The 24,687-nt window shown below is 65.8% G+C and carries 24 protein-coding genes and 1 pseudogene; 10 read left to right on the top strand and 15 right to left on the bottom strand.

The features are described from left to right. Positions 1–22: 22 nt before the first annotated feature. On the bottom strand, positions 23–838 hold the full coding sequence (locus tag BM397_RS08445; RefSeq protein ID WP_092422887.1) for a transporter substrate-binding domain-containing protein: 816 nt from the start codon (positions 836–838) through the stop codon (positions 23–25). 143 nt (positions 839–981) lie between these two features. Between BM397_RS08445 and BM397_RS08450 the strand changes: the two genes are divergently transcribed. From BM397_RS08450 to BM397_RS08465, 4 genes are all read left to right on the top strand, one after another. After that, positions 982–1,755 (top strand): IclR family transcriptional regulator, encoded by a 774-nt coding sequence (locus BM397_RS08450; protein WP_092422889.1) that lies wholly within the window; start codon positions 982–984, stop codon positions 1,753–1,755. Between the two features lie 756 nt (positions 1,756–2,511). Next, positions 2,512–3,324 carry an ABC transporter permease gene (locus tag BM397_RS08455; protein WP_092422891.1) on the top strand — a complete coding sequence of 271 codons (813 nt, stop codon included), beginning with the start codon at positions 2,512–2,514 and terminating at the stop codon, positions 3,322–3,324. A 23-nt stretch (positions 3,325–3,347) separates the two neighbouring features. After that, entirely contained in the window at positions 3,348–4,373 is a 1,026-nt protein-coding gene (locus tag BM397_RS08460; RefSeq protein ID WP_092422893.1) for an ABC transporter substrate-binding protein, read from the top strand. Next, complete coding sequence (locus BM397_RS08465; RefSeq protein WP_092422895.1) at positions 4,370–5,119, top strand: ABC transporter ATP-binding protein; 750 nt, start codon at positions 4,370–4,372, stop codon at positions 5,117–5,119. Before BM397_RS08460 ends, BM397_RS08465 begins: the two co-directional genes overlap by 4 nt. A gap of 112 nt (positions 5,120–5,231) precedes the next feature. Here the strand turns inward: BM397_RS08465 and BM397_RS08470 are convergent, their stop codons facing one another. The 3 genes and pseudogenes from BM397_RS08470 to BM397_RS29945 form a co-directional block, all read right to left on the bottom strand. Beyond that, positions 5,232–7,676 (bottom strand): membrane-bound PQQ-dependent dehydrogenase, glucose/quinate/shikimate family, encoded by a 2,445-nt coding sequence (locus tag BM397_RS08470; RefSeq protein WP_092422897.1) that lies wholly within the window; start codon positions 7,674–7,676, stop codon positions 5,232–5,234. A gap of 247 nt (positions 7,677–7,923) precedes the next feature. Next, positions 7,924–8,982 (bottom strand): annotated as a pseudogene (locus BM397_RS08475) (IS5 family transposase). 288 nt (positions 8,983–9,270) lie between these two features. Then, a complete protein-coding gene (locus BM397_RS29945; protein WP_369678440.1) occupies positions 9,271–9,387 on the bottom strand; it encodes a hypothetical protein in 117 nt (38 codons plus the stop codon). Here BM397_RS29945 and BM397_RS08480 point away from each other — a divergent pair. Genes BM397_RS08480 through BM397_RS08500 form a run of 5 tightly spaced genes read left to right on the top strand, consistent with a single transcriptional unit; the run spans position 9,332 to position 12,194 of the window. Next, positions 9,332–9,712, top strand: coding sequence for a hypothetical protein (locus tag BM397_RS08480; RefSeq protein ID WP_369678441.1), 381 nt, complete (start codon positions 9,332–9,334; stop codon positions 9,710–9,712). The two genes, BM397_RS29945 and BM397_RS08480, sit on opposite strands and share 56 nt — an antisense overlap. Continuing rightward, a complete protein-coding gene (locus BM397_RS08485; protein ID WP_092422901.1) occupies positions 9,709–10,362 on the top strand; it encodes a MotA/TolQ/ExbB proton channel family protein in 654 nt (217 codons plus the stop codon). The genes BM397_RS08480 and BM397_RS08485 overlap by 4 nt, the downstream gene beginning before the upstream one ends. Continuing rightward, the gene (locus BM397_RS08490; RefSeq protein WP_092423265.1) at positions 10,355–10,747 is read left to right on the top strand and encodes a biopolymer transporter ExbD; all 393 of its coding nucleotides are present in this window, start codon (positions 10,355–10,357) and stop codon (positions 10,745–10,747) included. The genes BM397_RS08485 and BM397_RS08490 overlap by 8 nt, the downstream gene beginning before the upstream one ends. Continuing rightward, positions 10,747–11,133 (top strand): ExbD/TolR family protein, encoded by a 387-nt coding sequence (locus BM397_RS08495; RefSeq protein WP_092422903.1) that lies wholly within the window; start codon positions 10,747–10,749, stop codon positions 11,131–11,133. The genes BM397_RS08490 and BM397_RS08495 overlap by 1 nt, the downstream gene beginning before the upstream one ends. After that, positions 11,130–12,194 (top strand): energy transducer TonB family protein, encoded by a 1,065-nt coding sequence (locus BM397_RS08500; protein ID WP_092422905.1) that lies wholly within the window; start codon positions 11,130–11,132, stop codon positions 12,192–12,194. Before BM397_RS08495 ends, BM397_RS08500 begins: the two co-directional genes overlap by 4 nt. Before the next feature lie 36 nt (positions 12,195–12,230). Here BM397_RS08500 and BM397_RS08505 read toward each other — a convergent pair whose 3' ends face one another. From BM397_RS08505 to chvE, 11 genes are all read right to left on the bottom strand, one after another. Continuing rightward, on the bottom strand, positions 12,231–12,983 hold the full coding sequence (locus tag BM397_RS08505; protein ID WP_092422907.1) for a helix-turn-helix transcriptional regulator: 753 nt from the start codon (positions 12,981–12,983) through the stop codon (positions 12,231–12,233). Between the two features lie 219 nt (positions 12,984–13,202). Beyond that, a complete protein-coding gene (locus BM397_RS08510) occupies positions 13,203–13,952 on the bottom strand; it encodes a helix-turn-helix transcriptional regulator (protein ID WP_092422909.1) in 750 nt (249 codons plus the stop codon). A gap of 206 nt (positions 13,953–14,158) precedes the next feature. Then, on the bottom strand, positions 14,159–14,590 hold the full coding sequence (locus tag BM397_RS08515) for a c-type cytochrome (RefSeq protein WP_092422911.1): 432 nt from the start codon (positions 14,588–14,590) through the stop codon (positions 14,159–14,161). A gap of 51 nt (positions 14,591–14,641) precedes the next feature. Then, positions 14,642–14,926: a hypothetical protein gene (locus tag BM397_RS08520; RefSeq protein ID WP_143015357.1), complete on the bottom strand. Its 285-nt coding sequence runs from the start codon at positions 14,924–14,926 to the stop codon at positions 14,642–14,644. Positions 14,927–15,025: 99 nt separating this feature from the next. Further along, complete coding sequence (locus BM397_RS08525; protein WP_092422914.1) at positions 15,026–16,072, bottom strand: aldose epimerase family protein; 1,047 nt, start codon at positions 16,070–16,072, stop codon at positions 15,026–15,028. Beyond that, on the bottom strand, positions 16,059–16,994 hold the full coding sequence (locus BM397_RS08530) for a Gfo/Idh/MocA family protein (protein WP_092422915.1): 936 nt from the start codon (positions 16,992–16,994) through the stop codon (positions 16,059–16,061). Before BM397_RS08530 ends, BM397_RS08525 begins: the two co-directional genes overlap by 14 nt. Continuing rightward, a complete protein-coding gene (locus BM397_RS08535) occupies positions 16,994–17,869 on the bottom strand; it encodes an SMP-30/gluconolactonase/LRE family protein (protein WP_092422917.1) in 876 nt (291 codons plus the stop codon). Before BM397_RS08535 ends, BM397_RS08530 begins: the two co-directional genes overlap by 1 nt. Then, positions 17,869–19,620, bottom strand: coding sequence for an L-arabinonate dehydratase (gene araD / locus BM397_RS08540; RefSeq protein WP_092422919.1), 1,752 nt, complete (start codon positions 19,618–19,620; stop codon positions 17,869–17,871). Before araD ends, BM397_RS08535 begins: the two co-directional genes overlap by 1 nt. A gap of 44 nt (positions 19,621–19,664) precedes the next feature. Beyond that, positions 19,665–20,903: a multiple monosaccharide ABC transporter permease gene (gene mmsB, locus BM397_RS08545; protein ID WP_092422921.1), complete on the bottom strand. Its 1,239-nt coding sequence runs from the start codon at positions 20,901–20,903 to the stop codon at positions 19,665–19,667. A 13-nt stretch (positions 20,904–20,916) separates the two neighbouring features. Next, positions 20,917–22,434: a multiple monosaccharide ABC transporter ATP-binding protein gene (mmsA, locus tag BM397_RS08550; protein WP_092422923.1), complete on the bottom strand. Its 1,518-nt coding sequence runs from the start codon at positions 22,432–22,434 to the stop codon at positions 20,917–20,919. A gap of 99 nt (positions 22,435–22,533) precedes the next feature. Further along, complete coding sequence (chvE, locus tag BM397_RS08555) at positions 22,534–23,598, bottom strand: multiple monosaccharide ABC transporter substrate-binding protein (RefSeq protein WP_092422925.1); 1,065 nt, start codon at positions 23,596–23,598, stop codon at positions 22,534–22,536. Positions 23,599–23,751: 153 nt separating this feature from the next. Here chvE and BM397_RS08560 point away from each other — a divergent pair, with 153 nt between their 5' ends. Beyond that, complete coding sequence (locus tag BM397_RS08560) at positions 23,752–24,681, top strand: LysR family transcriptional regulator (RefSeq protein ID WP_092422927.1); 930 nt, start codon at positions 23,752–23,754, stop codon at positions 24,679–24,681. Positions 24,682–24,687: the final 6 nt, after the last annotated feature.

Below are 24,687 nucleotides of genomic sequence, written 5' to 3' on the forward strand. Positions count from 1 at the left end.
CTCAAGTTCGGGAATGGGAGACTTATTCGGCGCCTGCGGTCTTTGCCCGTTCGGCGATGTACTCCGAAGCCGGCATGTTGAATTCCGCTTCCCACTCGATCAGCTTGCCTTCGCCTTCCGCCTTGTGGATGGCCTTGTCGATTGCTTCCTTCAGGACGGTATCACCTTCACGCACACCACCGCCCATGGGGGCGAATTCGTAGGGCTGCGCCGCGATCTTGTAGTCGGTCCATTCCGGCTCGAGCGTCTTCAGACGAAGGGTCATGTCGTCGAAGACCATGCCGACGCAGCGGTTATCCTTGAGCGCGCGATAGGCCTCGGTCTGGCTCTTGAACGCAATCAGGTTCATGCCGAACTCTTCGGTCATCTTCTTGTTGAAGTACGAACCCTGGATGCCGCAGACGGGGCGACCTTCGTACTGCTCCCATTCGGTCAGCTTCGAGGCCTCGGGCGCGAGGATCGACGGACCGGCGGCGCTGACATACTGGGTGGTGAAATCGATCACCTCGTCGCGCGCGGCAGAGATGCCGAGGGTCGCAAAAATGACGTCCAGACGCCCCGAGGCGAGGAAGTCGATGCGGTTCGACGCGACAACCGGCACCAGCTCGATTTTTTCCTCGGACCCCAGGAGTTCCTTGGCGACATATTTGGCCAACTCGATCTCGAATCCGACGATCTCGCCGTCATCATTCAGGTAGCCATAGGGGGCGTAGTCGGTCTTCACCCCGACGACCAGCTTGTCGCGTTCCTTGATCGTGTCGAGCGTGTCGGCGCAGACGGCGCTCGCAGTCAGAAGACCGGTGCTGGCGAGCAGGGCGAACCCGATGGACTTGAACATAAGTGTATTCCCTGTTGGTGTTTCAAGCGTCTCCTCACGGACCGAGGTGACGTAACGACGCACACAGATCAAAATTTCTCACTATACAAGCGTACCAACATATGTTTCTCATAATATGAGAACTAATAGCCGGAATTTCCGTTATGACCCGTACAAGTGCAACGAATTCGGGCGGTGGATCGCAATTGCTCGATCGCGCCGTTCTGCTGCTGGACCTCGTCGCCGATGCTGGCGTCCAGGGCCTGACCCTGAAGGAGCTGACCGAGGCCTCCGGTCTGAACGACGCGACCTGTCACCGCATCCTGACGACGTTGGTTGGTCACAAGCTGCTCTCACGCGAGGACAGGAAGCGCCGCTACAGGCTCGGGGCCCGCATGTCGATCTACGGCGTGAAGGCTGCACGCGGGCCGGGATTGATCAGCCGCTGCGATGTGGCTTTGACGCGGCTGCGCAAGCGCACAACGGACACCGTCCACCTGATGGCTCGGCTGAATCACGACTCCGTCTGTCTCGACCGCCGCGACGGCGAGTCCATCGTTCCGACCCTGACCGGCTCGATTGGCGGTTCGGTGCCGCTCGGCGTTGGCCCGGGCTCTATCGCAATGCTGGCTCAGTTGGATGAAGATGAGCAGAATTTCATCATCAGCGCCAATCTTGAACGATACGCCGGCTATCCCAACCTGACCGAAGCCCGCATTCGGGAGCTGATCGCCCAAACCCGGGAACGCGGGTACGCCATCGACAATGGCGAGTTGATTCCCGGTGTTGCCGGTATCTCGGTGCCGATCTTCACGAACGGGGTATTCGCCGGTGCCTCGATCGGCTTCACACTGCCCTGTGCGAAGCTCGGGCCCCAGACATTTGCGCAATATGCCGAGTACATCGCGGAAGAGATCTCGTTCAGCAGTGAAGGATGACGGCTTGGCACCTAGGAACGGGCTCGTTGCGCGACGACGGGCTTCGGGCCTTACGCCCCCTCCCCTTGCTCGCTTCAGGCGAAGGCTTCGGTCGCGGCCCTTGAGAAAGCGGATGCCGGTGCTATCCACTGCCGCGCGGGGCATAGCGAAGCAATGTGCCGAGAGGGGATCAACAGGTTCAGCGGCTGACCAGAGCATCGATACAGGATCCGCACCACGTCCGTGCCTCACGGCGATCTGGCGTTGATGGTCCAGCGCCGACCCGTCGAGCCCGGCCATCTCAATCAGGCTCGCAACCAGGCCGATGGCCTGACAGGGCGGCTGCCCGAACATCGCTTCCAGAGTGGGGCATGCGTGGATGGTGCGGTCGAAGAAAGTCTCGGGATGGCGACGCGTGCCGCCTCTGCCCACGTTTCAAGCCATCTCCCGATCGAACCGGGTCGAGAGGAAGCCAAGGTGTCTCAGCGAGGCTCTATGGTCTGGCCAGTGCGCCGTGCGCCAACGGATGGCGCCGGACTTCCGCACGCGACCGATCTCACCTGAGGGATTTGCAGGACAGGATCCCTCTCACCCGGAGGAGGAATAGCGCCTCTTTTCCGCTCACAATCCCTCCATCTGGCCCGCAGCCAAGGGGCAAGCGGATTGATATTGGCCCGATGCCGCTATAGCGAGCGGTAGCGGCTACCAGCGCACGGACCCATTTGGCTACCGCTGTTCGCGCCACCTTTCAGGACGTGTGAGGCAATCATCTCTCCTTTGAAGACCGAATTACGCCAGGCTGCCAGCGACCTTGCATGGCTGGCCAAGGTTCCGCGCCACGTCTGGCTGCGCCTGCTGCTGGTGCCGCTTCTGCTGCTGCTGTGGTCGGCGTTGGCGAAGGGCATTCCCGACGGCTATTTCGCCGGCCCCTATCTGACGCTGCGCGCGCTATTCCTGATGCTCACCGATGACCGGCGGAAGCTCCTGATCGCTTTGTGGGAGACGCTTTCCGTCTATCTCTGGGGCATCGGCGCCGCTGCGCTGATCGGTATTCCTGCGGGCCTGCTGCTGGGGCTGTGTCGCACGCTGGGCCGGACGCTGTCGCCCTTCAGCCATGGTCTGGCGGCAACGCCCGTCGTTGCGCTTGTTCCGCTCATCATCCTGATGGTGGGGCTCGGGGCCGAAGCCAAGGTCCTCATTGTGCTGCTCGCTGCACTGATGCCCGTGCTCATCGCCACCGAGGCGGGTGTGCGCGGCACCGATCCAGAGCTGATCGAGATGGGGCGCAGCTATGGCATGGGCGCACTGACCCGACTGCGCCACATCGTATTGCCCGCCGCGCTGCCCTCGCTCATGGCGGGCCTGCGGCTAGCGGCGATCGCCGGCCTCGTGGCCACCGTAATTGCCGAGCTCTATACCGCGATGACGGGTCTTGGCGCGCTCCTGCAGTCGCTCGGCAACAGCTACCGCATGGACAGCTACTTTGCCGTCGTCGTCATCTTCGCCATCATCGGAGCCGGCACGACTGGCATCCTGACCTGGATCGAGCACCTGCTCACTCCGCCGCCGGAGCGGCGCCGGTCCCACTGACAATTTGATCCCAGAAAGACACCATGTTCACCAAGTTTCAGCCCTCCCTCCTCGCTGTCGGCCTGTCGCTTCTGTCCACGCCGGCGCTGGCGGCGCCTTTCCGCATCATCGTCACCTCGACCGAGGCACCGCTGGTGCCCAATTCGGTGATGTTCCTGGCTGAAAGCGCAGGCTACTTCGACGCGCAGGGGGTCGATGTCGAACTCGTGCCCGCGGCCCAAACTCCGATGGCGGTGGCCGCGCTGCGGTCCGGCGGTGGCGAGATGGCCAATATCTCAGTCGAAAGCCTGCTGGCGCTGCATGCCGAGGGGGGTGACGATCTTGTCGCCGTGCATTCCACCGACAAGTCCATTCCCTTCATGATCGTGGGGCGCAAGGGCCTGACAGTCGACGAGCTCTCCGGCTCCAACTATGGCGTCGGCCGGATGCACAGCCTCGACTACGACCTGTCGGGCATCGTGATCGAAAACTTCGGAGTGAACTTCGATACGCTCAACCTCATGCCGCTTGGCGCGCCTTCGGTGCGGGCGCAGGCGCTTGGTGCGGGCCGGATCGACGCGACGACGGTCTCGATCGGCACCTTCCTCTCCATGCCCGGCCACGAGGAGTTCGATACGCTGGTCGATGTCGGCGAGTTCTTCCGTCAGGTGCCCATCGTCAGCAAGGTCGACGTGGTTCCCGAGGCCGTTCTGGCAGAGCGGGGCGAGGATCTGCACAAGGTGCTGACGGCCCTCACACTGGCGGCGCGCGACTACGCCGCAACGCCCGAAAAATGGGTCGAGGACATGGCCGCTGTGCGTCCTGACGTGGACCGCGAAACGCTCGAGGCGCTGGCGGAAACCTATCAAGACAGCTGGACGGTGAACGGCGGCCTTCAGGTTGATGAGCTGTTCTATGCGATGCGCAGCCTCGGGCAGCCGTACAAGCGCAAGGATGGCGAGGATCTGCCGTTCCGCGTGGAGCTTGAGGATTGGACGGCCTTCGGCCCGATGGACGCCGTGCTGGAGCAGGAAGGGGTCTCGGATCTGGCTGATCCGGTCAGTCGATGAGTGCGCCGCTGCTCAGCCTGCGCGGCCTTGGGCACGACCACGGCGATGGCCCTGTCCTCACGGATCTGACCGTTGAGGTCGGTGCCGGGGAACGGCTCGTGATCCTCGGGCCGTCGGGCTGCGGCAAGACAACCCTGCTGCGGCTCATGGCGGGATTGCTGCCCATATGCGAGGGGCAGCTTTTGCTGGATGGACGCCCCCCCGTCGCCGGGCGCGGCGCGGCGCTGATCTTCCAGAACACCCGGCTGCTGCCGTGGCGCCGGGTGCGCGAGAACGTCGAGCTGGTGTTGGCGGGGCGGCCCAAGGCAGAGCGCCGCGAGCGTGCTGCCGATCTGCTGCAACGGCTGGGACTGGGCGCGCGGCTGGAGGACTGGCCCGGCGCTCTTTCTGGGGGGCAGAAGCAGAGGCTGGCGCTGGCCCGGGCGCTGGCCATGGACGTGCCGCTGCTGCTGCTCGACGAGCCCTTCGCGAACCTCGACCCGCTGGCGCGGGAGCAGATGCAGGAAGAGCTGCTGAGGCAGACCGGCGTCGAGGGCCGGGCCTTCGTGCTGGTCACCCACTCGGTGGACGAGGCGCTCGCACTCGGAGATCGCATCCTGCTGATGCAACCCCGGCCCGGGCGCATCCTGCGCGAGGTAACCCCCGACCTTCCCGGCATCGGTATGGAACGGCGCCGCGCGCCGCGCTTCTACACGGCCCTTGCTGAGCTATCGGACGAGCTGCGAGAGGTGGCCCGCGAAGGCTAGGTCCGGGCCCGCGGTCCCCGCTGTACCTGCACAGAAAAAAGGGCACGCCGCAGCGTGCCCTTTTTCATTTTACGATGTCCCCGGGGACCTGGGCCCCCGGAGCGCTGCGTGATCAGTTCGGCAGCTTATAGGCGATGACCGAGTCGCCCATCGTGGTGCCGAGCGTGCCGTGACCGCCCGCTGCGATGACGATGTACTGGGCACCATCCTCACCGCGGTAGGTCATCGGAGTGGCCTGGCCACCGGCGGGCAGCGGCATTTTCCACAGCGTCTCGCCGGTCTTCATGTCGAAGGCACGGATCGCGTCGTCGAGCGTCGCGCCGAGGAAGGCCAGACCGCCTGCGGTGGTCAGCGAACCGCCATGGGCCAGCATGCCCATCTCGAGCGCGAACGGGAACTTCACCCCGAGGAACTTCTGACCCTTGACGGAACCGTTGCGCCATTTCCAGGCGGTTTCCCCATTGGTCAGATCGACGCCCACGCGGGAGCCCCACGGCGGCGCGTTGCACGGCACCTGAAGCGCCGAGAACAACTTCTTGATCTGCACGGCATAGCGACCGCCCAGGTTCTCGTTGCCCGGATTGCTTTCGCCAGCAGGCGCGTCGCTGTTGAAGACCGACGCGTTCAGATCGTCGCCTTCACGCTCGAACAGCTTGTAGTGGTGGCTGATCCATTGCGGGGTGGCGATCATCCAGTGGTTGACCGGATCGACCGCGACCGAGCCCCAGTTGAACACGCCGATATTTCCCGGGAAGACCAGCGAACCGGCGGTGCCGACTTCGGGCGGGGTCCAGGGATTGCCGTCGTAGCGCGCTTCGCGATAGGCTAGGCGGCACTGGATCTGGTCGAAGGGGGTGGTGCCCCACATGTCGGCCTCGGTCAGCGGCGCGGCGGTGAAGTTCAGCGCCGAAACCGGCTGCGTCGGCGACAGCTGCTCACCCGGAATATTGGTCTCGGTCGACACCGGGACTTCCGTGACCGGCATGATCGGCTCGCCGGTGCGGCGGTCGAGCACGAAAATGTTGCCGATCTTGGTGGGCAGCAGCAGAGCGGGCACATCCTCGCCGTCATGCGGCAGGTTCATCAGCACCGGCTGCGAGGGGTTGTCGCGGTCCCACAGGTCGTGATGGGTGGTCTGGAAGTGCCACTTCATCTCGCCGGTCTTGATGTCCAGCGCGACGAGGCTGTCGTTCATCATCTCGTCGATTTCGTCACGGCGCAAGCCGACCTGGTCGGGCGACATGTTGCCGAACGGCACATAGACAAGACCCAGCGATTCATCCGCCGAGAACTGCGCCCATGCGACGGCCGAGTTGGGCTCGTAGAACTCGCCTTCGGCCAGCGGCGCGGTATCGCCGTAGGGATTGCCGGAATCGAATTTCCAGACAAGTTCCCCGGTGCGCACGTCATAGGCACGCACAACGCCCGAGGGGTTGTCGTTGTAGTAGTTGTCGGCGATCGAACCGCCGAGAATGACGAGGTTGCCCGCAACCAGCGGCGCGGCCGTCTGCATCAGTGCGGTCCGCTGCAGGTTCGGCTGCTTGTCGGTCAGGTCGACGAAGCCGTCCTCACCGAAGGTTTCGCAGAGCGCGCCGGTATCGGCGTTCATCACAAAAAGACGATTGTCGACCGAGGTGGCCACGACACGACGCGGGCATTCGGCGACGGCGGCCTCGATGGCGGCAGAGCGGTCCGGATCATTGTCGGTCGGCGCTTGCGTCGCGGTCACGTCACTGTAGCCCACGCCGCGGCACATCTGGTGCTGGTACTGCGGGTCTCGCTGCATCTGCGGGTCGAAGGACCAGACCAGCTCGCCGGTTTCCGGATCCAGCGCCTGCACGATGTTGTGCGGGGTGCAGAAGTAAAGAAGGCCGTTCACCTTGAGCGGCGTCGCTTCGAAGGTGTACTCGCCGGAATCCTCTGCGGCGACACGCAGGTCGCCGGTGTGGTGTTCCCATGCGACTTCGAGATCCGCGACGTTCGAGGTGTTGATGTCCGACAGGGACGAATAGCGCTGGCCGAGGTTGGTGCCGCCATAGGCCACCCAGTCGTCGGCAGGGTAGGCAACACCGCTGGGATCGACATCGGGGTCGCCCGCTTCCGCGACCTGCTCAAGATCACCCTTGATCACGATGGGGTCCACGAACCAGGAGACCACGCCAAGGACGATGATCACGGCAAGCGTGGCGCGCAGGGCGAAGGGGCCGCTCTTGGCCGAGGGCCGCCAGGTCTTTTCCGGGCGGTCGATCAGCCCGTTCACCACGAAGGGAAGCGCGAGAAGCACGCCGAGGAAGGCGATCAGAGCGCCCCGCGGGATCCACTGCCACTTGTCAAAGCCGACCTCGAACAGCGTCCAGACGAAGGACGCGGCGAGGGTGAGCGCATAAATCCACAGACCGTTCTGACGTCTGCGAAGCAGTTGGATACCGGAGGCAAGCAGGCCGAGAGCCATGAGTACGTAGAAGGGGCTGCCGCCGGCGAGCGCGAGACGGCCGCCGTAGAAAAGCAGTGACAGCCCGAGGAGCGCCGCAATGGCGCCGCCTGTTCTTGCTAACACGATAAAATCCTTTGGTTGCAGGGGGCACAAACTGCGCCCATTTGTCGCCCTCCCTAAGGCGATGCCTATAGGAGCGAATTTGTGAAGTTAAGAGAGCCGCAGTCACTGTTTGGTTAGCGTAAGTGCGCCATCGCACAGGTTTATGTGCGCGCGGACAGCCACGCCCGCCATAGGGTTTTTGCCAACGATGCGAGGCGTTGTTGCACGACCCCGGCCTGAGGCGTGACTGCCCCTTTCCCCGCTGACGTCAGGCCACGCGGACGATCTCGGCGGTGCCGAGGGCGTTGAAGCGGTTCATGAGGGCGATGCGGATTTGAACTTCGGCGATTTGGCGGTCTGGGTCTCTTGCAGCGCTCCGTTCGCCGAAAGCTTTGAAGCCCCGCATTTTCGCCTCGATGCGACTTCGGATAGGGTAGCCCGTCCAGCGCTTCCAGCACGCCCTGCCGTAGTGACGCGTGGCGGGCAGGGTCTCGTTTCGGACTTTGGCCGCCGGACCGTCGTCCTTCCAGGGCCTGCCGTTCTTGCGGATCGGAATGATCGGGACGGCATCGCGTTCGAGGACGGCGGTGTGACAGCGGCGGGGTGAAGGGCGTCCCGGAATTGATCCAGTGGATCAATTCAGCCCTGAACGGGCGGAGCCCCGGATCGTAAGCGCCATCAGCCGTCACCGTGCCGATTGGTTCGTCCTGAGGCACCTGATCGAGCAGCTCGGGCAGGACCGGACTGTCCCCGTCCCGGCTCGGCGTAAACTCCACGGCCCGAATGTCTGACGTGGCGGGGTCCATGGCGAGATGAACCTTTCGCCACTGGCGGCGGCCCTGCACGCCGTGCTTGCGGGCCTGCCATTCACCATCGCCGAGAAACTTGATGCCGGTGCTGTCCACGAGCAGGTTGAGCGGGCCATCGGCGCGGCGATAGGGGGTCTGCACCGCCAGGGTTTTCTGCCGGCGGCAGAGCGTAGATGCGTCCCGAACGGGCCAGTCGAGCCCTGCTTGCTGCAAGAGCCCGGCGACCATCCCTGCGGTCTGTCGCAGGGGGAGCCTGAACAGAACCTTGATCCCCTTTCGGGACCTTGTTTCACAAGGCCCTGACGGGCAGTGGACAAGCAGAACTGGATCGCCGCATCGGAGAAAACCGGTGGCCTGCCGGCGCGACCGTCGTGCGGCGCGAGCCACGTCATGTCATTGTCGAACCAGATCAGCATCTCACCGCGCTTGCGCAGCGCGGCATTGTAGGCGGACCAGTTCGTGGTGCGGTAGCGGGTTGGCGTCGGCTTCGGCTTCGGCTTCGGCTTCGGCTTCGGCATGACGCCCTACTAACTTGCTGGATTCCAGCTGTGAATCCTCACCGGCGCAGGTTTTGCAACAACGCCGGTCAGGTCATTAATGTTAGCCGAAATCGCCAGAATGTTGAGAAACTGGTGGCCGTCTCGATCACCTGCGCCTATCCACGCCCAGCCACCCGGATATTCTGTATCGATTTAGTCAGGTATTGAGCATCCCTTGCGTTCGTGACACATAGGGGAAGAATGGAGTCACATCTCCCCGCGCATGCCAGCCTCCGGTGACCCGAGGGCAAGCCTTTCTAGCAAAAGTCAGGAGACCCTTGTTTTGCGTATTCTCCGCATGACCCTGCCGATTCTCGCGTTGCTGCCGCTGCCGGTCGCCGCCCAGGACACGGGTGCCGCCGGCACCCTCTCTCTGGAACTCAACACCACCAAGAGCGTCGAGTCGGGATGCCAGTTGAGCTTCCTCATCCAAAACGGCCATGACACCGACATCGACGCGGCGGTCTATGAGACCGTGCTGCTCGACACCGAGGGGCAGGTCGACCGGCTGACCCTCTTCGATTTCGGCGCCCTGCCCGCAGGCAGGCCGCGCGTGCGGCAATTCGTGGTGCCCGGCACCGGCTGCGACGGGCTCGGACAGATTCTCATCAATGGCGCCAACCGCTGCGAGGCGGGCGGCGCGGAGTCGGACCTCTGCACCAAGGGGCTCGAACTGAAATCGCGCAGCGACGTGGAGGTGATCGGATGATCGACATGATCCTGGACGGCATCCGCCGCATCGCGGACCTCGGCGGACCGGTGGTTCTGCTGCTGGTCGCCATCTCGCTGCTGACGCTGGCGGTGGTGCTCTACAAGCTCTGGCAATTCGCCGCCTCTGGCGTCGGCCGCCACGCCGCGCTGCGCGAAGCGGTGAAGGCCTGGGACCGCGGCGACCGCACCGCTGCGCGCGAGGCGCTGAACCGCTCGCGCTCCTACCTTCGCCCGGTGATCGACATGGCCATGTCGGGCCAGACCGACCCGGCGCGGCTCGAGGCCGAGGCCGAGACACGCTTTGCCCGGCTCGAGAAGGGCTTTCGGCTGCTCGACTCCGTGGCGCAGTTGGCCCCGCTGCTGGGCCTTTTCGGGACGGTTCTCGGCATGATCTCGGCCTTCCAGTCGCTGCAGGACGCCGGCAGCCAGGTCGATCCGTCGATCCTCGCGGGTGGCATCTGGGTAGCATTGCTGACCACCGCCGTCGGCCTCGTGGTCGCCATGCCCACCGCCGTCATCCTAAGCTGGTTCGAGGCGCGCATGGAATCCGAGCGGGTTCTGGCCGAGCGTGCGGTGCACACCATCCTGTCGCCGACCGGCACCGGTTCGGAGGCCCTGCAGGCCGAGGGTGCCGCGCGCCATGCGTAAGACCCGCCGGCGGCGGAAGCTGTCGATGACCTCGCTCATCGACGTGATCTTCCTGCTGCTGCTTTTCTTCATGCTGACCTCGACCTTCACCCGTTTCGCCGAGGTGGAACTGGCAGCCGCAGGCTCCGGGGCCGCGGCCTCGGATGCCAGGCCCCTGTTCCTGCAGCTCGCGCCCGAGTCGCTCCGACTCAATGGCGCCGAGATGACCCTCGAGGAACTGCCGGCCAAATTGGCGGAGACCCGGGGCGATACAGAGGCGGAGGCCGCGCCGCAGCCGCTCATCGTGGCGCTGCGCGGTGAGGTCTCCTCGCAACGGCTGACGGATCTGCTGGTCGCCCTGCGCGGCGTCAGCGGCTTCCGCGCCACGGTTCTGGGAGCATCGTGATGCGCCGCAGGAAACAGAAAACCGAACGCGAACCGACGATCGCGCTGATCAACATCGTCTTTCTGATGCTCGTCTTCTTCCTCGTCGCCGGCACCGTCGCCCGGCCGCTCGATCCGGCGCTGAACCTTGTGCACACCGCCGATCTCGAGGGCGCGGCCCCAGCCGATGCGCTGGTGATCAATGCCGATGGCTCCATGTCCGTGCGGGGCGAAGCGATCGATGCGCCGGAAGCCTTTCTCGAGGCGCTTGGCGCCGAGGCAATGACCCTCGCCCGCATCGTGCCCGACCGCGACCTGCCCGCCGCGAAGCTGGTGGAGATCGGCCGTGCCCTGCGCGCCGCGGGAGCCGAGAAGGTGATGATCGTCACCGAAAGGGGGCTCGAATGATCGCATCCTCTCGCAAGGTGAAGCTCGCCGCGGCGGTGCTGGCGATCACTGCCCATGGCGGCGCACTGCTGGCGGTGATGCCGCCGATGGAGCAGGCCGAGATGGAGGGCATGTCGGGTGGCAGCGACCTCGCGCTCGGCACAGATTTTGCCGACATGGCCGTGGGTACGATCAGCGCCGACCCGGTGGAAGACACCGCCGAGACGGTGCAGCCCGATCAGCCGGAACAGGTGCAGCCCGAGACCGTGCAACCGGCGCAGACGGTGGCGCCTCAGCCGGTAACCCCGACCGAGGCCGAGCCGATCGACCAGCAGGTCGCCGCGCTGCCAGTGGTCCCGCCGCTGGAGGCGGAGGCGGTTCTGCCGGTCGTCCCGATGGAACCTACCGAGCCCGAGGAGCAACCGGAGGTTCTCGAGGCACAGCCGCCGCAGACGGTCGAATCCGCCGAGCCGGAGGTTGCGGAGCCCGTGCAGCCTGAGCCCGAGACGCTCACCGCCGAGGCCCCCGAGCAAGAACCGCTGGAGGCCGAAGAGCAGGAGCCGGAGGAAGTCACCGAAACCGCCCCCGAGCAGTCGCAGCGGCCAAAGCTGCGCGATCCCGAGATCGCCAAGCGCCCGCCGGAGCCGGCCCCTGCGCCGCAGCCGCAGCGTGAGCCGGAACCGACCCCCGAGCCGCGCCAACAGGCCGCCCGCCCGCAGGGCAACGCCGAGCAGAATGCCACCGCAGGGGCCGCCACGGGCCGTGCTGGGGGCAGCTCGGCCACGTCAGGCAGCGGCGGACAGGCGCGCGAGGCGGGCAATGCCGCCGCCAGCAACTATCCCGGCCAGGTAATGCGCAAGCTGTCGCGTGTGCCACGGCCACGGGTGAACGCGCGTGGTGCGGCGGTCATCGCCTTCCGCGTGTCGGGCAGTGGCGGGCTGGCAGGAGTCTCGGTGGCGCGCAGTTCCGGCTCGGCCGCGCTGGACCAGGCGGCCTTGCGGGTGGTGCGCAGCGCTTCTCCCTTCCCTGCGCCGCCGTCGGGCGCGCAGACCAGCTTCACGGTGCAGATCAAGGGCCGCTGAGGCACAGCACACCGCAAATGGCGGCGGCGCGCGGGGCTAGAGGTCCAGCGCGCCGCGCGCCATGGCGATCGCGACCGCCTGCGGCACGCTGTCCACGCGCAGCTTCCGACAGGCGCGCCACAGCACGGAACTCGCGTCCTCCTGCGGGACCACCAGCCGTTCGGCGATCTGATCCGGAGCCATGCCCACGCCGCAGTAGCTCAGCGCCGCTCGCTCCTCGGACGTGAGCGTCGGCCAGGCCAGTCCGAAGAAGCGGTCCTCGGCGTCCCCTAAGCCCGGCGGACGGATCGCCTGGGAAATCATCGCAGAGATCGCGGAATACGCTCGCAGCGTTCCGGGCCCGAACAGCGACGCAGGGTCTTGCTCGCAGATCAGCACCACCACCTGCTCGGTCGCTCCCTGGCGATAGAGATGGCTCACCACGTGGCGATAGTTGTGGGCAAGTCCGAGACTCCGCAGTTGCCTCAGCCGGGGCTCATCCTGGCCCGGAAACTGATCTTCCACCGAAACATGCCTGGTGACCTTGCCAGTAACGGCGGCGGCGCGAAACGGATCAACCCGATAGAGCGCGGCCTCCTCGTACTCCCGCAACCAGGACCGTGCCATGCTGCTGCGCGCCCAGACAAATTCGCGCGAGTCCCGCATCACCGCCCCCGCGTTCAGGGCCTGCGCACCGATGGTCCGGCAAATCTCCGCTGCGGAGTACCATGCCTGCTCGGGGGTTCGGGCCGAGGCCAGTCGGTCGGCCGTGTCGATCATCAGGTTCGCGTAGCGCGTGGCCCCCAGCATTCCCAAACTCCCACCCTGCGAACTCGGACAGGAGGACCAAGGGCCGACACCTGTCTTTTGCCTTTTGTTAACCTAAGGTCAACGAAAGGCAAGCCACTGAATGCCAAAGGTGAACACTCAGGAAATTGAGCCCGGCCCGTCTGGACGGTCTATTTCCCTGGCAGAGCGCCCACATGGCATTCGCCGCTGCACCCAAGGTTCAGCGCAGAGGGTCCGCGGTCACAGGGACAGCACACCGCGCGCCATCGCGAGCGAAAGCGCCTGCTCCGGTGCCGCGACACCCAGCGTCCGGCACGCGCTGAGCAACCGCCGCCTGGCCTGCTCTTCGGTGATCACGAAACGCTCGGCGATTTCATGCACTTCCATCCCATGCGCGAGATAGCTCAGCACATCGCGCTCCTTGGCACTGAGCCGCGACCAAGGCGACCCGCAGGCCCAATCCTGAGCCATCTCGTCTCCTGGCGGCAGGATGGCCAAGCTCAACATGGCCGAGATCGCGCGGAACGCCCGTTCGGTGCCCCGCCCGTAGAGATCCTTCGGGTCGTCTTCGCAGCTCAGCACCACGGTCCTCTCCGTCTCTCCGGTGATCCAGGTCTGGGCGAGGATGTAGCGATACTCGAAGTCGAGCAGACAGCCGAACATGTCGCGCCGCCGGCTCGTGCGGGCCGCGGAGAAGTGCCGCGGGACATCGACGAACTGCTGCGGTGTGCCCGCCTTGCAGGCATCGAGGATCGCATCGACTTCGTAGAACCGCGCCTGATGGTACGCCCGCAACCAGCGCGGATCCATGGAACTTCGCAGCCAGGCCAACTCGCGCGAGTCGCGCATGATGGCACCGCAATTCACGTCCTTGGCGCCGATCCGGCGGCAGATCTTCACCGCCGCATCCCAGGCGTCCTGCGCCGTGCGTGTCTCTGCCAGACTGTCAGCTGAATCGATCAAGAGCTTCGCGTAACGAGTCGAACTCATGTTACCCACGTCTTTGTTTGCGCATCCCGCGACAATGGGAACACGGGTTTGCATGAAAAGAAAGCGCGAATACTTCCCTAGGGTCTAGTGCATAAGTTGCGGCAAAGATCCGCCGAACTGAACGCCGTGACCACCGGTGGAGAGACGCCGGGGTAGCGCGGCCATCCTGCGGCCGCGCGGGTCGGTCACCCCAGCCCCCGACTGGGTCAGTCTATGCCGTTTTCCCTCTGCAGTTCGCGCACATAGGTGATGATGGCCGTCACGTCGCCCTGTGTCAGCCCACCCTGCGGGGGCATGTCCCCGAACCTCCAGTGATGCGCCCGCACGCCGTTCTGCACTGCCACGAAGAAAGCCATGTCGGCATGGTGCGACGGCTCGTAGATGACGTGCACCAGCGGCGGGCCCATGCCCATGCGGCCCGTGGCGTTCTCGCCGTGGCAGGCGGCGCAGACGGCATCGAAAGCCTGCTTGCCGAGCTGTGCCTGCGGCGACAGCGCCGCCGGCAGCGCCACCTCGACAAGTGGGGCACCTTCGCCTGTAGCAGTGGCGACGGGCTCCTGCGCCGCACGCCAGGCTGCATAGCCGCCGAGACCGGCCGCGATTACCGCGCCGGCAAGAAAGTAGGTCTTCTTGGTCATGTCTTGATCCTTGTCTGAAATCCGGAAGGGCCGGGAAGGGCCGGCACCGGGTCAGACTCGCGGCGGCGGAGGATCGGCGACGGGCTGGAAGGAGACGATCTGCATTGGCCTCGGCTCGACTCTTGCGAGCCGAAGTGCCGCAGGCGCTGCGGGTGCGGAGCTTTCAACGAGGATCAGCGCCGAGGCGCAGGCCGCCTGCTCATGGCAGCAATGGTCCGCCGTGTGGCCCTGGCCGCCCGCCTGGTTCTGTTCGGCTGACACGACAGGCTGCGCGCTCATCGGCACAGCATGGGCAAAACTCATCGTCGGCAGCCAAAGCAGCAGCGCGAGGGTCATCAGACCCACCACCACGAGGCGCGCATCGCGATATGTCCGGCACAAGAGCATGGCGCAGACTTGCCGGACCCCGCCCCGGTGTCAATCGGGCGCGGTGCCTCAGCGGATACCGAAGGTAAAGCTCATCTCGGCGCGCCGGACCTCGCCCGGTCGCAGCACCGGGCTCTGCGCGCCCCAGCTTTGCGGCATGTTGATCGCATCGGGCCAGATCTGCGGCTCGAGGCAGATGGCATCGTGCTTGCGCGCGGCATAGCCGCCCTTTGATGGCACCGAGCCGTCGAGGAAATTACCGGTGTAGACCTGCAGTCCCGGCAGGTTCGTGCTCATCCGCATCAGCCGCCCGCTGGTCGGGTCATGCAGCTCGATCTCTCCGGAGTCGAGGCACAGGCAATGGTCATAACCCTCAAGCGCCCCCGAGCGCATCGCGGTGAGCGGTTGCCGCCCCTCGCGGAAATCAAAGGGGCTGGCTCCGACCGGCGCGACGCCAGTTGGGATGAGCTGCTCGTCGACCGTCAGGTAGCGCGCGGCGGGCACCTTCAGCCGGTACTCCAGCGCCGAGCGCGGGCGGTCCGGCAGCGCCGACAGCCCTGCAAGCGCAAAGAAGCTGTGGTTGGTCATCGACACCAGCGTCGGCGCGTCGGTCTCGGCCTCGTAGGAGAGGCTCAGGCAGGGCCCCGCGGAGGTTTCGCGCAGCGCGTAGATGGCGCGCGCCGTAAGGGCCCCCGGAAAGCCCTGATCCCCCGCATGGCTGACCATCTCGAGCGTCACCGAGCAATCCCCAAGCTCGGACACCGCCCAGTTGCGCCGGTCGAACCCGTCCGGCCCGCCGTGCAACGTGGTCTCGCCTTCGTTCTGCGCCAATTGGTAGTCGCGCCCGTCGAGCGTGAAACGCCCGCCCGCGATGCGGTTCGCCACGCGTCCCACCGAAGCGCCAAAGAACATGCGATGGTCGAGATACCCCTGCAGGTCGTCGAAGCCGAGCACGATGTCATCCACCCGGCCTTCGCGGTCGGGCACGCGCAGCGACATGAGCGTGGCCCCGTAGGTGAGCACCTCGGCGCTCACCCCGCCCGCGCGGAGCACGATGCGCTCGACCGGGGTGCTGCTGCGCACGTGGCCGAAGGAATGGCGCTCAGGGATCGTCATGGAACGCCTCGACACGGGTCTGCGCACCCAGCAGGAAGGCATCGGCCACCAGCTGCAGCGGCGAGAGATCGACATCGGACTCGCCCGCCGCGATCAACTCGGCAAAGCGGGCGTAGAGCCGGCGGTACTCGCGATCCTCGGCCGAGATCCGTTCCTCGCCACCGACAAAGAGCTTTGCCCCGCCCTCGCGCAACAGAATGTCGGGGCCGTCGGTCTCGACGAGGATGTCCCAGGTCTGCGGTCCGGTCTGCCGCCAGTCGAACTCGGCCTGCACGGGCGCGCCCGAGGCGGTCTGCATATCGAGCTTCGCCGCAATCGGTGCCTGCTTGTTCTCGGGCACCTCCAGATGCGCCGCCACCGGGTGCACCGGCTCGGGCAGGATGCGGGTCAGGATCGACAGCGCGTTGATGCCCGGATCGAAGACGCCGAGTCCGCCCGGCTGCCAGATCCATTCCTGCCCCGGGTGCCAGTGGCGCACGTCTTCCTTCCAGGTGATCTTCGCGCGCCGGATCGTGGCCTCGGCAAGCAGAGCCCGCGCATCCTCGACCGCCGCCGCCTCGCGCGAGTGCCAGGTGGCAAAGAGCGTCACGCCCTTTTCGCGCGCCAGCCGCGCCAGCCCTTCGACCTCCGAGACGCTGGCGCCCGGTGGCTTCTCCAGCATCACGTGCTTGCCGGCGTTGATCGCCGCCACCGCCTGGGCAAAACGCCCCTGCGGCGGGGTGCAGAGCGAAACCGCCTGCAGGCCCGGTTCCTTGGCCAGCATCTCAACCACGTCGTGGTAGGACGGCAGCGTCTCATGCCCGGCGTGACGGCTGGCGATGGCCGCCAGTCGCAGCGCCGGCACATCCTCGAGCGAGGGCAAGTGCTGGTTGCGCGCGATGGTGCCAAGGCCGACGAGGCCAAGCTGGATCGGATCGCTCATCAGGCGTCTCCCGTGTCGAGTATGAAGGCGGGCTCCGCCTTGCCCTGCCCCGCGCCGAGCTCGGAAAAGACCGCGCCGGACTGCGGTGCCTCGGCCAGCGCGTCGGGACCGAGGCCCTGCGTCGCGGTGGTGCAGTAGAGCGTGGTGAACTCCGGCCCGCCGAAGGCCGGACAGGTACTGTGCGGCGCGTCCATCTCGTGGCGCGCCCCAAGCCTGCCATCGGGCGAGACCTCGATCACCGCCCCCTCGCCCCAGAGCGCCACCCAGAGCGTGCCTGCGGCATCCGTCACTGCGCCGTCAGGGCTAAGCCCCGCAAGACCGAAGTCGACGAAAACCTCAGGCGCTTCGGTGGGCCAGCCCGCGGCGTCCAGCGGCACCTTGAACAAGAGGCGTGCGTCGGTGTCGGCGAAATAGCCGCAGCCCCGCGCCTGATCGAAGCAGAGCGCGTTGGGGATGCTGATGCCGTCCGCAATGGTGCGAAGCTCGCCGCCGTGATGGCGGTAGATCGCGCCCGCATGGGGCTCGGCGCTCTTGCCCATCGTGCCGATCCAGAAGCCGCCCCAGGGATCCGCCCGCCCGTCGTTCGACCGGGTGTTCGGATTGTCCTTTTCGAGGTCCGCGAGGTGCCCGAAGACCCCGCGCGCCAGGTCATAGGTCCAGAGCCCGGTCTCGGAGGCGATCAGCAGCCGGTCGTGGTCGATCCAGGCGGCCGCCGAACAGATGTCGGTCAGCGGCACGGCGCGGGTGTGCCCGGTGGCCGGATGGTGCGACAGCAGCCGCCTGCCGGTGATGTCGAACCAGAACAGCTCCTCGCGCAGGGGATGCCAGAGCACCCCCTCGCCAAGCGCGCAGGTCCGGGCGTCGAAGACCTCCATCAGTGGCTGTCCTTGCCCACGTCGTTGCCGCGGCAGCCCTTGAGGAAATCAAGGTCCGCGCCGGTGTCGGCACCCTCCACGTGGCTCTGGTGCAGCCAGGCATAGCCGCTGCCGGGCAGATCATGCGTCGGCTTCCAGGCAGCAAGGCGCGCGGCCAGCTCCTCGTCGGGAATGTCGAGGTGCAGACGGCGGCTTTCCACATCAAGCTCGATCATGTCGCCGTTCTGCACGACCGCCAGCGGCCCGCCCGCTGCCGCCTCGGGCGAGGTGTGCAGGATCACCGTGCCGTAGGCGGTGCCCGACATGCGCGCGTCGGAGATGCGGATCATGTCGGTGATGCCCTTCTTCAGCACCTTCGGCGGCAGGCCCATGTTGCCGACCTCGGCCATGCCCGGATAGCCCTTGGGCCCGCAGTTCTTCAGCACCATGATGCAGGTCTCGTCGATGTCGAGCGCCTCGTCGTTGATCTTCGCCTTGTAGTCGTCGATGTCCTCGAAGACGACGGCGCGGCCCTTGTGCTTGAGCAGGTGCTCCGAGGCCGCCGAGGGCTTCAGCACCGCGCCCTTTGGCGCGAGGTTGCCGCGCAGCACGGCGATGCCGCCCTGCTGGGTCAGCGCCTTCTCGAGCGGCAGGATGACGTCCTCGTTGTGGTTCACCACATCCTTGACCTCGTCCCAGATGCTCTGCCCCGAGACCGTCAGCGCGTCCTTGTGCAGCTGGCCGCTCTCGCCGAGGCGCTTCAGCACCACCGGCAGGCCGCCGGCGTAGAAGAATTCCTCCATCAGGTATTTGCCCGAGGGCATGAGGTTGACGATGGTCGCCACGTCGCGGCCGCAGCGGTCCCAGTCGTCGAGCGTCAGGTCGATGCCGACCCGGCCCGCCAGCGCCAGCATGTGGATCACCGCGTTGGTCGAACCGCCGATGGCACCATTGGTGCGGATGGCGTTCTCGAAGGCTTCCTTGGTCAGGATGTCCGACGGCTTCAGGTCGTCCTTGACCATCTGCACGATGCGGCGGCCCGAAAGCTGCGCCATCACGCGGCGGCGGCTGTCGACCGCCGGGATCGCCGCATTGCCGGAAAGCGCCATGCCAAGCGCCTCGGCCATCGACGCCATCGACGACGCCGTGCCCATGGTGTTGCAGGTGCCCGAGGAGCGGGACATCGACTGCTCCGCCTCAAGGAACTCCTCCTGCGTCATCTCGCCGGCCTTCACCATCTCCGAGAACTTCCACAGATGCGTGCCCGAGCCGACGCGCTCGCCCTGGAAATAGCCGTTCAGCATCGGCCCGCCGGTCACCACGATCGACGGCACGTCGCAGGAAGCCGCGGCCATCATCAGCGAGGGCGTGGTCTTGTCGCAGCCGACCATCAGCACCGCGCCGTCAATCGGCTGGCCGCGCAGCGTCTCCTCGATGGCCAGCGCCGCAAGGTTGCGGAACATCATGGCGGTGGGCCGGAAGGTGTTCTCGGATGCCGAGAAGACCGGCACCTCGACCGGGAAGCCACCGGCCTCCCAGACGCCTGCCTTCACCTTTTCCGCCAGCTCGCGCAGGTGGCCGTTGCAGGGGGTGAGATCGGACCAGGTGTTGAGGATCCCGATAATCGGGCGCCCGTCGAACAGGTCGTGCGGGTAGCCCTGGTTCTTCAGCCAGCCGCGGTGGTAGATCGTGTCGCGCGAGTTGCCCGAGTACCAGTGGGTCGAGCGCAGCTTGCGCGGCCAGGGGGCGGGGGTGAAATCCTTGACGGACATGAATGCCTCCAGAGCGGCTTGGTATTGGGGGCTGAGCGCGCGGCTCAGCCCTGTTTCGATTTGTTGTAGACGTCGAAGATCACGGCCGCGAGCAGCACCAGACCCTTGATCATCTGCTGGTAGTCGATGCCGATGCCCATGATCGACATGCCGTTGTTCATCACGCCCATGATGAAGGCGCCGACCACCGCGCCGACGATCTTGCCCGAGCCGCCCGCCATCGACGCGCCGCCGATGAAGACCGCCGCGATCACGTCGAGCTCCATGCCGAAGCCCGCCTTGGGCGTCGCGGTGTTGAGGCGCGCGGCGAAGACCAGCCCCGCCAGCGCCGCCAGCACGCCCATGTTGACGAAGGCGAGGAAGGTCAGACGCTCGGTCTTGATGCCCGAGAGCTTCGCCGCCTTGCGGTTGCCGCCGAGCGCGTAGATGCGGCGGCCGATCACCGTTTTCTGGGTGATGAAGGCGTAGATGATGATCAGCACGCCCATGGTGACCAGCACGTTGGGCAGGCCCCGGAAGGTGGCGATCTTGAAGGTCAGGAAGAGCAGCGCGCCGCAGACGATGGCATTGCGCACCCAGAAGAAGTTCGCGGGCTCGCCCTCGATGCCATAGGCCTTGTCCCGCGCGCGCTCGCGCAGGCCGAGCCAGACGATGGCGACGGCGGCGACGATGCCGACGGCCATGGCAAGCAGGTTGAAGTTGCGCGACCCGGCAATCTCGGCCAGCCCGGCAGTCATCTCGCGCGGGAAGAGATCGGGCACGAAGCCGGTCGAGAGCATCTGGAAGCCCGGCGGGAACGGTCCCACCGACTGCCCCTGCAGCAGCCAGAGCGAGGCGCCGCGGAACACCAGCATCCCGGCCAGCGTCACGATGAAGGACGGGATCGACCAATAGGCCACCCAGTAGCCCTGCGCCGCGCCGATGAGGCCGCCGACGACGAGACAGGCAAGGATGGTCAGCGGTACGGACCAGCCCCAGTGTACGATCATCACCGCCGCCAACGCGCCGATGAAGCCAAGCACCGAGCCGACCGACAGGTCGATGTTGCCCGAGACGATGACGATCAGCATCCCCAGCGCCATGATGATGACGTAGCTGTTCTGCAGGAACAGGTTGGTGATGTTCACCGGACGCATCAGCGTGCCGCCGGTCACCGCCTGGAAGAACACCATGATGGCGATCAGCGCGAAGAGCAGACCATATTCGCGCATGTGGTTGCGCAGGTAGTGCTTCAGGCCCTGTGCCTCGCCCTGCCCTGCGGTTTCTGCCGTTTGAGTGGACATGTCCCCTCCCCTCTCACTCGCTGACGATGAGCGACATGATGCGCTCCTGGCTGGCTTCCTCGGCGGAGAGTTCCCCGACGAAAGCGCCTTCGTTCATGACATAGATGCGGTCGCACATGCCCAGCAGTTCGGGCATCTCCGACGAGATCATCACGACGGCTTTTCCTTGGGCGGACAGCTCGTTGATGATCGAGTAGATTTCGTATTTCGCGCCGACATCGATGCCGCGCGTGGGCTCGTCGAGGATCAGCACCTCGGGCTCGGTGAACAGCCACTTGGCCAGAACCACCTTCTGCTGGTTGCCGCCCGAGAGGTTGCCGACCTTCTGCATCACCGTCGGCGTGCGGGTGGCCAGCGCCTTGCGGTAACGCTCGGCGACATCGGTCTCCTCGGCCTCGTTCAGCACGCCCTTGTCGGAGACGCCATTCAAGTTGGCGAGGGTGGTGTTGAAACGGATGCTCTCGTCGAGGATCAGCCCCAGCGACTTGCGGTCCTCGGTGACATAGGCCAGCCCGGCGTCGATGGCGCGATCGACCTTCGAGACGTCGATCGGCTTGCCGTGCAAGCTCACCTCGCCCGAGATGCCCCTGCCCCAGCTCTGGCCGAAGATCGACATGGCCAGCTCGGTGCGACCCGAGCCCATGACGCCGGCGATGCCGACGACCTCGCCGGCGCGGACGTTGAAGTTGATGTTCTTGATGACCTGCCGCTCGGCGTGCTCGGGGTGCCAGACGTTCCAGTCCTTCACCGCCATGACCACCTCACCGGCGCGGCGCTCGCGGTCCGGATAGCGTTGCGACATGTCGCGGCCCACCATGTCGCGCACGATGCGGTCCTCCGACAGCCCCTGCGAGGCGTCGAGCTCCGAGACCGCCATGCCGTCGCGGATCACGGTGACCGTGTCGGCGACGTAGCGCACCTCGTTGAGCTTGTGCGAGATGATGATGCAGGTCACGCCCTGCGCCTTCAGCTCAAGCATCAGGTCGAGCAGCTTGCGGCTGTCGTTCTCCTGCAGCGCGGCCGTCGGCTCGTCGAGGATCAGCAGCTTCACGTCCTTGGACAGCGCCTTGGCGATCTCGACAAGCTGCTGCTTGCCCACCCCGATGCTGTCGACCAGCGTGCCCGGCGCGTCGCGCAGGCCGACCTTGGCCAGCAGTTCCTCGGTGCGGCGGAAGGTTTCCTGCCACTGGATCACGCCGCCGGTCTGCCGCTCGTTGCCGAGAAAGATGTTCTCGGCGATCGAGAGCTGCGGCACCAGCGCCAGTTCCTGGTGGATGATGACGATGCCCTTGTCCTCGCTGTCGCGCAGCGTCTTGAACTCGGCGAGTCCGCCATCGTAGTGGATTTCCCCGTCGTAGCTGCCCACGGGGTAGACCCCGGAAAGCACCTTCATCAGGGTCGATTTCCCGGCACCGTTCTCGCCACAGATGGCGTGGATCTCGCCCTCGCGGACCTGAAGGTTCACCTGGTCGAGCGCTTTCACACCAGGGAATTCCTTGGTGATGTCGCGCATCTCGAGCAGAAGAGTCATGACCCGTACCTGCCTTGTATGAAGTGAAGGTCGGGGGAGGCCTGTCGGCCTCCCCCTGTTCGGCGCCCCGGGAGCAAATGGGGCGCTCGGGAGGATCGCTTACTTGATCTGGTCTTCGGTGTAGTAGCCGGAGCCGATCAGGACCTCTTCCCAGTTCGAGGCGTCCACCGGGACCGGCTCGAGCAGGTAGGACGGGACGACTTTCACGCCGTTGTCGTAGGTCTCGGTGTCGTTGATCTCGGGCTCGGAGCCTTCCATCACCGCGTTGACCATGCCGACGGTGACGCGGGCAAGTTCACGGGTGTCCTTGAAGATGGTCGAGTACTGCTCGCCGGCGAGGATCGATTTCACCGACTGCACCTCGGCGTCCTGGCCGGTGACGATCGGCATCTTCAGATCGCCCGAGCCATAGCCGACGCCCTTGAGCGACGAGAGGATGCCGATGGACAGGCCGTCGTAGGGGGCGAGCACGCCGTGCACGTCCTTGTCGGTGTAGTTGGCCGACAGGATGTTATCCATGCGCGCCTGAGCAACCGCACCGTCCCAGCGCAGCGTGCCGACCTTGTCCATGCCCATCTGGCCCGACTGGACGACGATGTCGCCGCTGTCGATCAGCGGCTGCAGCACCGACATGCCGCCGTTGTAGAAGAAGTAGGCGTTGTTGTCGTCTGGCGAGCCGCCGAAGAGTTCCACGTTCCACGGCTTGCTGTCGGGGAAGCGCTCTTCGAGGCCCTCGACCAGCGAGGTTGCCTGCTGCACGCCGACCTTGAAGTTGTCGAAGGTGGCGTAATAGTCGACGTCGCCGCTGTCGCGGATCAGCCGGTCATAGGCGACGATGCGCACGCCCGAGGCGGCGGCATTGGCCAGCGCGTTCGACAGGGTGGTGCCGTCGATGGCGGCGATCACCAGCACGTCGACGCCCTTGGTCACCATGTTCTCGATCTGGGCGAGCTGGTTGGGAATATCGTCTTCTGCATATTGCAGGTCGGTCGCGTAGCCGGCTTCTTCCAGCTGCTTGACCATGTTGTTGCCGTCGTCGATCCAGCGCGCCGAGCTCTTGGTCGGCATGGCGATGCCCACGGTGCCCTTGTCCTGGGCGAAGGCCGCGCTGGAAAGCGCAACAAGGCTTACCGCGAGCGCACCCGCGAGTTTAGTCAGTTTCATCGGTATCCTCCCGTTGAAGGGGGCGTCTCCCGCACCCCGCTCGTCCCCGGACTCCTCATGGACTCGCGTGGGAACGTCAAAAGTCCTACTTAATCGTGACATACCGAACAAATACCATTATTGGTCATCTGCATAACGATACCGGTATGTGTGATGTCCGACCTGCTGAAGAACCTGCGCCCCGCGCAGATCCGCCTGATCGCGGCGATTGCCGAGCACGGGCAGCTGCAGGTGGCGGCCACCGCCTGCCGGATGACCCAGCCTGGTGCGTCACGGATGCTGGCCGAGCTGGAGCGCGCCATCGGTGCGCGGCTGTTCCAGCGCACGCCCAAGGGAATGGAGCCCACTCCCACCGGCACGCTGCTGGCCCAGCACGCGCGGCGTATCGAGCACGACCTGCGCCGCATGGCCGAGGATTTCGACGACCTGCATTCCGGCCTTGGCGGCACGGTGCGGGTCGGCGCGGTAACCGGCCCGGCGCTCGGCCAGCTGGTGCCGCAGGTGCAGCGGCTGAAGGCGCTGTCGAGCTCGGTGGACATCTCGATCGAGGTTGCCCCCTCGGTGGCACTGGTGCAGGCGCTGGAACGCGGCGAGCTCGACTTCGCACTGGCCCGGCTACCACCGCAGTTCGACGAGCGCGATTTCGTGCTGGAGCCGGCGCGGGACGAGATCGTGCAGCTGCTGGTGCGCGAGGGTCACCCGATGCTCGGACGCAGCCCGGTCTCCATCGCCGACCTGCACGGCACGCGCTGGATCCTGCAACAACGCGGCGCGCCGATCCGCGCCGCCATCGAGACCGCCTTCCACGACGAGGGGATGACCGCGCCGCCGGACGTGATCACCACCTCCTCGCTGCTGGCGATCATCGCGCTGCTGAAGGAGTCCGATGCGGTCGCGCCCATGTCGCAGGAGGTGATCGACCTGATGCTGGAGCCGCCGGTCTCGGCGGACCTGCGGCGGCTGCAACTGAACCGTCTGGTGACGGTCGAGCCCTACCTGATCATCCAGGCGCGCGGACGTCACATCTCGAAAGCCGCCGAGCGGCTGCTCGGCATGGTGCAGGAGAGCATTCGCAGTTTCTGAGGCCAA

Source organism: Alloyangia pacifica (assembly GCF_900116195.1).
Lineage (GTDB): Bacteria > Pseudomonadota > Alphaproteobacteria > Rhodobacterales > Rhodobacteraceae > Salipiger > Salipiger pacificus.

Excerpts from the sequence above, each read along its gene's own strand:
- BM397_RS08465 (WP_092422895.1), top strand. The coding sequence starts at position 4,370 with ATGAGTGCGCCGCTGCTCAGCCTGCGCGGCCTTGGGCACGACCACGGC.
- BM397_RS08515 (WP_092422911.1), bottom strand. The coding sequence starts at position 14,590 with ATGACCAAGAAGACCTACTTTCTTGCCGGCGCGGTAATCGCGGCCGGT.
- BM397_RS08530 (WP_092422915.1), bottom strand. The coding sequence starts at position 16,994 with ATGAGCGATCCGATCCAGCTTGGCCTCGTCGGCCTTGGCACCATCGCG.
- BM397_RS08525 (WP_092422914.1), bottom strand. The coding sequence starts at position 16,072 with ATGACGATCCCTGAGCGCCATTCCTTCGGCCACGTGCGCAGCAGCACC.
- mmsA (WP_092422923.1), bottom strand. The coding sequence starts at position 22,434 with ATGACTCTTCTGCTCGAGATGCGCGACATCACCAAGGAATTCCCTGGT.
- BM397_RS08495 (WP_092422903.1), top strand. The coding sequence starts at position 10,747 with ATGCGCCGCAGGAAACAGAAAACCGAACGCGAACCGACGATCGCGCTG.
- mmsB (WP_092422921.1), bottom strand. The coding sequence starts at position 20,903 with ATGTCCACTCAAACGGCAGAAACCGCAGGGCAGGGCGAGGCACAGGGC.
- BM397_RS08490 (WP_092423265.1), top strand. The coding sequence starts at position 10,355 with ATGCGTAAGACCCGCCGGCGGCGGAAGCTGTCGATGACCTCGCTCATC.
- BM397_RS08500 (WP_092422905.1), top strand. The coding sequence starts at position 11,130 with ATGATCGCATCCTCTCGCAAGGTGAAGCTCGCCGCGGCGGTGCTGGCG.
- BM397_RS08505 (WP_092422907.1), bottom strand. The coding sequence starts at position 12,983 with ATGCTGGGGGCCACGCGCTACGCGAACCTGATGATCGACACGGCCGAC.
- BM397_RS08445 (WP_092422887.1), bottom strand. The coding sequence starts at position 838 with ATGTTCAAGTCCATCGGGTTCGCCCTGCTCGCCAGCACCGGTCTTCTG.
- BM397_RS08460 (WP_092422893.1), top strand. The coding sequence starts at position 3,348 with ATGTTCACCAAGTTTCAGCCCTCCCTCCTCGCTGTCGGCCTGTCGCTT.
- BM397_RS08510 (WP_092422909.1), bottom strand. The coding sequence starts at position 13,952 with ATGAGTTCGACTCGTTACGCGAAGCTCTTGATCGATTCAGCTGACAGT.
- BM397_RS08535 (WP_092422917.1), bottom strand. The coding sequence starts at position 17,869 with ATGGAGGTCTTCGACGCCCGGACCTGCGCGCTTGGCGAGGGGGTGCTC.
- araD (WP_092422919.1), bottom strand. The coding sequence starts at position 19,620 with ATGTCCGTCAAGGATTTCACCCCCGCCCCCTGGCCGCGCAAGCTGCGC.
- BM397_RS08560 (WP_092422927.1), top strand. The coding sequence starts at position 23,752 with ATGTCCGACCTGCTGAAGAACCTGCGCCCCGCGCAGATCCGCCTGATC.
- BM397_RS08520 (WP_143015357.1), bottom strand. The coding sequence starts at position 14,926 with ATGACCCTCGCGCTGCTGCTTTGGCTGCCGACGATGAGTTTTGCCCAT.
- chvE (WP_092422925.1), bottom strand. The coding sequence starts at position 23,598 with ATGAAACTGACTAAACTCGCGGGTGCGCTCGCGGTAAGCCTTGTTGCG.
- BM397_RS08450 (WP_092422889.1), top strand. The coding sequence starts at position 982 with ATGACCCGTACAAGTGCAACGAATTCGGGCGGTGGATCGCAATTGCTC.
- BM397_RS08485 (WP_092422901.1), top strand. The coding sequence starts at position 9,709 with ATGATCGACATGATCCTGGACGGCATCCGCCGCATCGCGGACCTCGGC.